The following is a 5,036-nucleotide window of genomic DNA, read 5'->3' on the forward strand; positions in this document are numbered from 1 at the left end:
GGACGCCAACCTCCGGGCGCTCGAGGAGCTGCTCGACGCGGACCTCCACGTGCGCGGCGGCACCATGACCCTGTCGGGCGAGCCCGGCGCCGTCGACCAGGCCTCCCGCGTGGTCTCGGACCTGCTGCGGCAGGCCGGGAGGGGGGTCGAGATCACCCCGGCGTCGGTGCGGCGCTCGGTGGAGATCCTCGCCGATTCGGGTCCGTTGACCCCCGAGGAGGTGTTGGGCACCGACGTGCTGTCCCGTCGCGGGGGGATGATCCGCCCCAAGACGGTGGGGCAGAAGCGGTACGTCGACGCGATCGACGACCACACCGTGGTGTTCGGGCTCGGACCGGCGGGGACGGGCAAGACCTACCTCGCCATGGCCAAAGCGGTCGCCGCGCTGCGGGCCAAGGACGTCAGCCGCATCATCCTCACCCGCCCGGCGGTCGAGGCCGGTGAGCGGCTCGGCTATCTGCCCGGCACGCTGCACGAGAAGATCGACCCGTACCTCCGGCCGCTGTACGACTCGCTCCACGACATGATGGACCCCGAGGCGATCCCCAAGCTCATGGCCGCGGGGGTGATCGAGGTGGCACCGCTGGCCTACATGCGCGGGCGCACCCTCAACGACGCGTTCATCATCCTCGACGAGGCGCAGAACACCACCCCCGAGCAGATGAAGATGTTCCTCACGCGCCTCGGGTTCGGCTCGAAGATCGTGGTGACGGGGGACATCACCCAGATCGACCTCCCGGGCGGGCAGCGTTCCGGCCTCAAGGTGGTGCGCGACATCCTCAAGGGGGTCCCCGACATCCACTTCTCCGAGCTCACCTCCGCCGACGTCGTGCGGCACGCGCTGGTGGCCCGGATCGTCGACGCCTACGCCAAGCACGAGGAGCGCCTCGAACGGGGCGAGGACCCCACGACCGGACACAGGAACAGGGAGCACCGCCGCAGATGAGCATCGAGGTCGCCAACGAGTCGGGGGTGGAGGTCGACGAGGCAGAGCTCATCGACGTCGCCGCGTTCGTGATCGCCCGGATGGACGTGCACCCGGCCGCCGAACTGTCGGTCACGCTCGTGGACAAGGACACCATGGCCGATCTCCACGTGACGTGGATGAACCTCCCGGGTCCCACCGACGTCATGAGCTTCCCCATGGACGAGCTCTCCCCGGGCGGGCGCCCCGACCTGCCCGACCCCGGGCCGGCGATGCTCGGGGACATCGTGTTGTGTCCGGCGTTCGCCGCCGACCAGGCCGCCAGCTCCGGGCATCCGCTCGCGCACGAGCTCGCGCTGCTGACCGTGCACGGGTGCCTGCACCTGCTCGGGTACGACCACGCCGAGCCGGCCGAGGAGCGGGAGATGTTCGGCCTGCAGAACGAGCTGTTGGGCGAGTGGTACGACCACCGGGACGCCTCGCAGGACGACGCCCCGCGCGCGGACGCCTGACCCGTGGACCAGATCATCCTCACCGCTGTCGCGGCTGCACTGCTCATCCTGCTCGCCGGCGTCTTCGCCGCCCTCGACGCGGCGCTGAGCACCGTGTCGGTGGCCCGGGTCGAGGAGATGGCCAAGGAGTCCCGCTACGGGGCCGCGAGGCTCTCCCGGATGCTGCTCACCCGTCCGCGCTACATCAATGTCACGGTGCTGCTGCATCTGTTGAGCCTGATCTCCGGCGTCGTGCTCCTCACCGTCGTGTCTGCCGAACTCATCGAGTCCACGGCCTGGGCGCTGGTCGGTGTGATCGCGGTGATGACCATCGCGGCGTATGTCGTGGCCGGCGTCGGCCCCCGCACGCTGGGACGCCAGCACGCGTACTCGCTCGCCCTGGGGGCCTCGACCCCGATGTGGGTGCTCGGAATGGTCCTGGGCCCCGTCGCCAGCCTTCTGGTGGGTGTCGGCAACGCCGTCACCCCGGGCCGGGGATTCCGCAACGGGCCGTTCGCCACCGAGATCGAACTGCTCGAGATCGTGGACATGGCCCGAGAGCGCGGCGTCGTGGCCGACGACGAATCGCGCATGATCCAGTCGGTGTTCGAGCTCGGGGACACCACCGCGCGCGAGGTCATGACCCCGCGGACGGAGATGGTGTGGATCGAATCGTCCAAGACGGTCGGTCAGGCCGCCCGGCTCGCCGTCAAGTCGGGGTACTCCCGGATCCCCGTGGTGGACGGTGACAACTCCGACGACGTGGTGGGGGTGATCTACCTCCGCGACATCGTGGCGCGACTCGACGACCCCGACGGACGCGCGGCTCCGGTCTCGGAGGTGATGCGTCCCGCGGTGTTCGTTCCGGACGCCAAGAGGATCGACGACCTCCTGTCGGAGATGCAGCGGGACCACAACCACCTGGCGATCCTGGTCGACGAGTACGGCGGGACCGCCGGACTGGTGTCGATCGAGGACATCCTCGAGGAGATCGTCGGTGAGATCGTGGACGAGTACGACACCACCGAGGTGCCCCCCGTCGAGGAGTTGGAGGACGGTCGGTACCGGCTGTCGGCCCGGCTCGGTCTGGACGAGGTCGCCGAGCTGTTCGACGTGGAGTTCGCGGACGAGGTGACCGAGGAGGTCGAGACCATCGGGGGCCTGATGGCGCTCGAGCTCGGCCGCGTCCCCCTACCGGGAGCGCACGTGGTCTCCGTCGGCCTGGACCTGCGCGCCGAGGGCGGTCACGACCGTCGCGGCCGGGTCAGGGTGATCACCGTGGTGGCCGAGAAGCTCGACCCGGCCGCCGGTGACGACGCAGACGAGAACGACGACGAGGAGAACCGATGACCACCCCAGAGGGCTTCCGGAGCGGATTCGTCAGCTTCGTCGGTCGGCCGAACACCGGCAAGTCCACCCTCACCAACGCGTTGGTGGGCGAGAAGATCGCGATCACCTCCTCCCGCCCCCAGACCACGCGCCACGCGATCCGTGGGCTGGTCCACCGGCCCGACGCCCAGATCATCCTGGTGGACACACCGGGGCTGCACAGACCGCGCACCCTGTTGGGCGAGCGGCTGAACGCCCTGGTGGAGGACACCTACTCCGACGTCGACCTCATCGGGCTGTGCATCCCGGCGGGGGAGCGGATCGGCCCCGGGGACCGCTGGATCCTCGAGCAGGTACGCAAGCTCTGTCCCACGACCCCGATCCTGGGTCTGGTCACGAAGATCGACACAGTCTCCAAGCAGAAGGTCATGGAGCAGTTGGTCGCGGTGTCCACGCTCCTCGGGCCGGAGGCCGAGGTCGTCCCGGTCTCCGCCGCGTCCGGTGAGCAGGTGGACGTGGTGGCGGACGTGATCGCCTCCCTGCTCCCCGAGGGACCGCGGTTCTACCCCGAGGACGTGATCACCGAGGAGTCCGACGAGACCAGGATGTCCGAGCTCATCCGCGAGGCCGCACTCGAGGGCGTCCGCGACGAACTGCCCCACTCGATCGCCGTGTCGATCGAGGAGGTGCTGCCGCGAGAGGGACGTGATGACATGGTGGACGTCCACGCGACCGTCTACGTCGAGCGGCAGAGCCAGAAGGCGATCGTCCTGGGCAAGGGTGGCTCGGGCATGCGTGAGGTGGGCACCCGGGCCAGGGCGGGGATCGAGGAGCTGCTCGGGACCAGGGTGTACCTGGACCTGCATGTCAAGGTCCTCAAGGAGTGGCAGCGCGACCCCAAGATGCTCGGGAGACTCGGCTTCTAGACCGCTGGCGCGATCGCTCCTAACCCACGGCCGAACGCACGATCCCCACGATCGTCTCCCGCGCGGCCCGGCCCTCGGGGGTGGGTTGCAGCGGGTGCACGTGCAGTAGGTCCTTCTCCTCGACATAGGTGACGTCGACGCCGGCGGCGCGAGCCCGCTCCACCCCGAGGCGCACGTCCGGCAGGACGATGTCGCGGGTGGCGGCGAAGACCGTCAGGGGACCCACACCGGTGAAGTCCCCGCACAGCGGGCTCACCCGCGGGTCGTCCAGGGGCAGGTCGACCCGCCAGGCGTCGATGAACACCCGCAGACCCTCACGGGCGAGCCACGGGTCACGGGGCTGGACCCGGTCGATGTCCGGGTTGTCCATCGCCAGGTCGAGTGCGGGGGAGATCAGGATCGTCGCGGGAAGCGGGGGGACACCCCGATCCCGCAGCTCCATGACCGCGGAAAGCGCGATCTGGCCCCCCGCGCTGTCACCGGCGAGACACACCGGGTCGTGCTCGGCGAGCTCGTCCCGCACCAGGTCGGCCACCCCGGACACCACGCTCGCCGCCGTTCCACGGTTCGATGCCGTCACCGGTCCGGCCAGGGGGTAGACCGGCACCAGGACGCGGGTGTGGGCCTCGGCGGCCATCTGGGCGCACAGTCGCCAGTGCGGCGCGACGATCTCCTTGGCCCAGCCTCCACCGTGGACGTAGACCACGGTGCCGCTCGCGGGTGCCTCGGCGGGTTCCAGTACGTAGACCGGCCACCCGTTCCGGTCGGCACGGGTGAGCCGGACATCGTCACGCAATCGCGGCGGGGCGTACGACGCCGGACGCACCGCGGCCTCGTCGAGGAAGTCACGGGCACGCTGTGGCTCGGCGAACAGGCGCTGCCGCCGGGTGGCGCGGATGAGCAGAGGGATGAGGTGGGAGGCGAGACTGGGCACAACGAGACACTAGCCCTCGCCGGGGGACCCGGTGCTCATCAGGGAGTGGGACAATGGTCGTCTACGCCCCGCAGGCGAGGAGGCCCGGATGCACCCGTTCACCGACACCGGTCTCGTCGTGCGCACCTACGACCTGGGTGAGGCGGACCGGATCGTCACACTCCTCACCCAGCACCACGGGTTGGTCAGGGCCGTCGCCCGCGCGGTGCGCCGCACCCGGTCGCGGATGGGCGCCAGCCTGGAGCCGTTCGCCGTGGTGGAGGTGCAGATCGCCCCGGGTCGGGGCCGCAGCGGACTGGGTTCCGTCAGGCAGGCGTCGAGCCGTGAGTCGCTGGCCCGCCCCCTCGTGGCGGACTATCCGGCGTACACCTCGGCCTGCGTCGTCCTGGAGACCGCGGAGCGGTTGGCGGGTGAGGAGGGCGCACCCACAC

At 70.2% G+C, this 5,036-nt stretch carries 6 protein-coding genes; 5 read left to right on the plus strand and 1 reads right to left on the minus strand.

Going from position 1 to position 5,036, the window contains the following annotated elements:
• The 4 genes from G6019_RS12165 to era all read left to right on the plus strand — a co-directional run.
• Nucleotides 1-946: PhoH family protein (locus tag G6019_RS12165; RefSeq protein WP_182627694.1), on the plus strand; the 946-nt coding region annotated here is incomplete at its 5' end.
• Nucleotides 943-1,437, plus strand: a complete 495-nt coding sequence (gene ybeY / locus G6019_RS12170) for an rRNA maturation RNase YbeY (RefSeq protein WP_107756116.1) — start codon at nt 943-945, stop codon at nt 1,435-1,437. The genes G6019_RS12165 and ybeY, both read left to right, overlap by 4 nt.
• A gap of 3 nt (nt 1,438-1,440) precedes the next feature.
• The gene (locus G6019_RS12175; protein WP_182613090.1) at nt 1,441-2,766 is read left to right on the plus strand and encodes a CNNM domain-containing protein; all 1,326 of its coding nucleotides are present in this window, start codon (nt 1,441-1,443) and stop codon (nt 2,764-2,766) included.
• Complete coding sequence (gene era / locus G6019_RS12180) at nt 2,763-3,671, plus strand: GTPase Era (protein WP_182613091.1); 909 nt, start codon at nt 2,763-2,765, stop codon at nt 3,669-3,671. Before G6019_RS12175 ends, era begins: the two co-directional genes overlap by 4 nt.
• Before the next feature lie 19 nt (nt 3,672-3,690).
• On the opposite strand, the gene G6019_RS12185 is transcribed toward era, so the two are convergent.
• Nucleotides 3,691-4,605: an alpha/beta fold hydrolase gene (locus G6019_RS12185; RefSeq protein ID WP_182613092.1), complete on the minus strand. Its 915-nt coding sequence runs from the start codon at nt 4,603-4,605 to the stop codon at nt 3,691-3,693.
• Between the two features lie 88 nt (nt 4,606-4,693).
• On the opposite strand from G6019_RS12185, the gene recO reads away from it, so the two are divergent.
• Nucleotides 4,694-5,036, plus strand: a 343-nt coding sequence (recO, locus tag G6019_RS12190; protein ID WP_182627696.1) for a DNA repair protein RecO, incomplete at its 3' end; no start/stop codon positions are given.

Source organism: Dietzia sp. DQ12-76 (assembly GCF_014145045.1).
Classification (GTDB): domain Bacteria; phylum Actinomycetota; class Actinomycetes; order Mycobacteriales; family Mycobacteriaceae; genus Dietzia.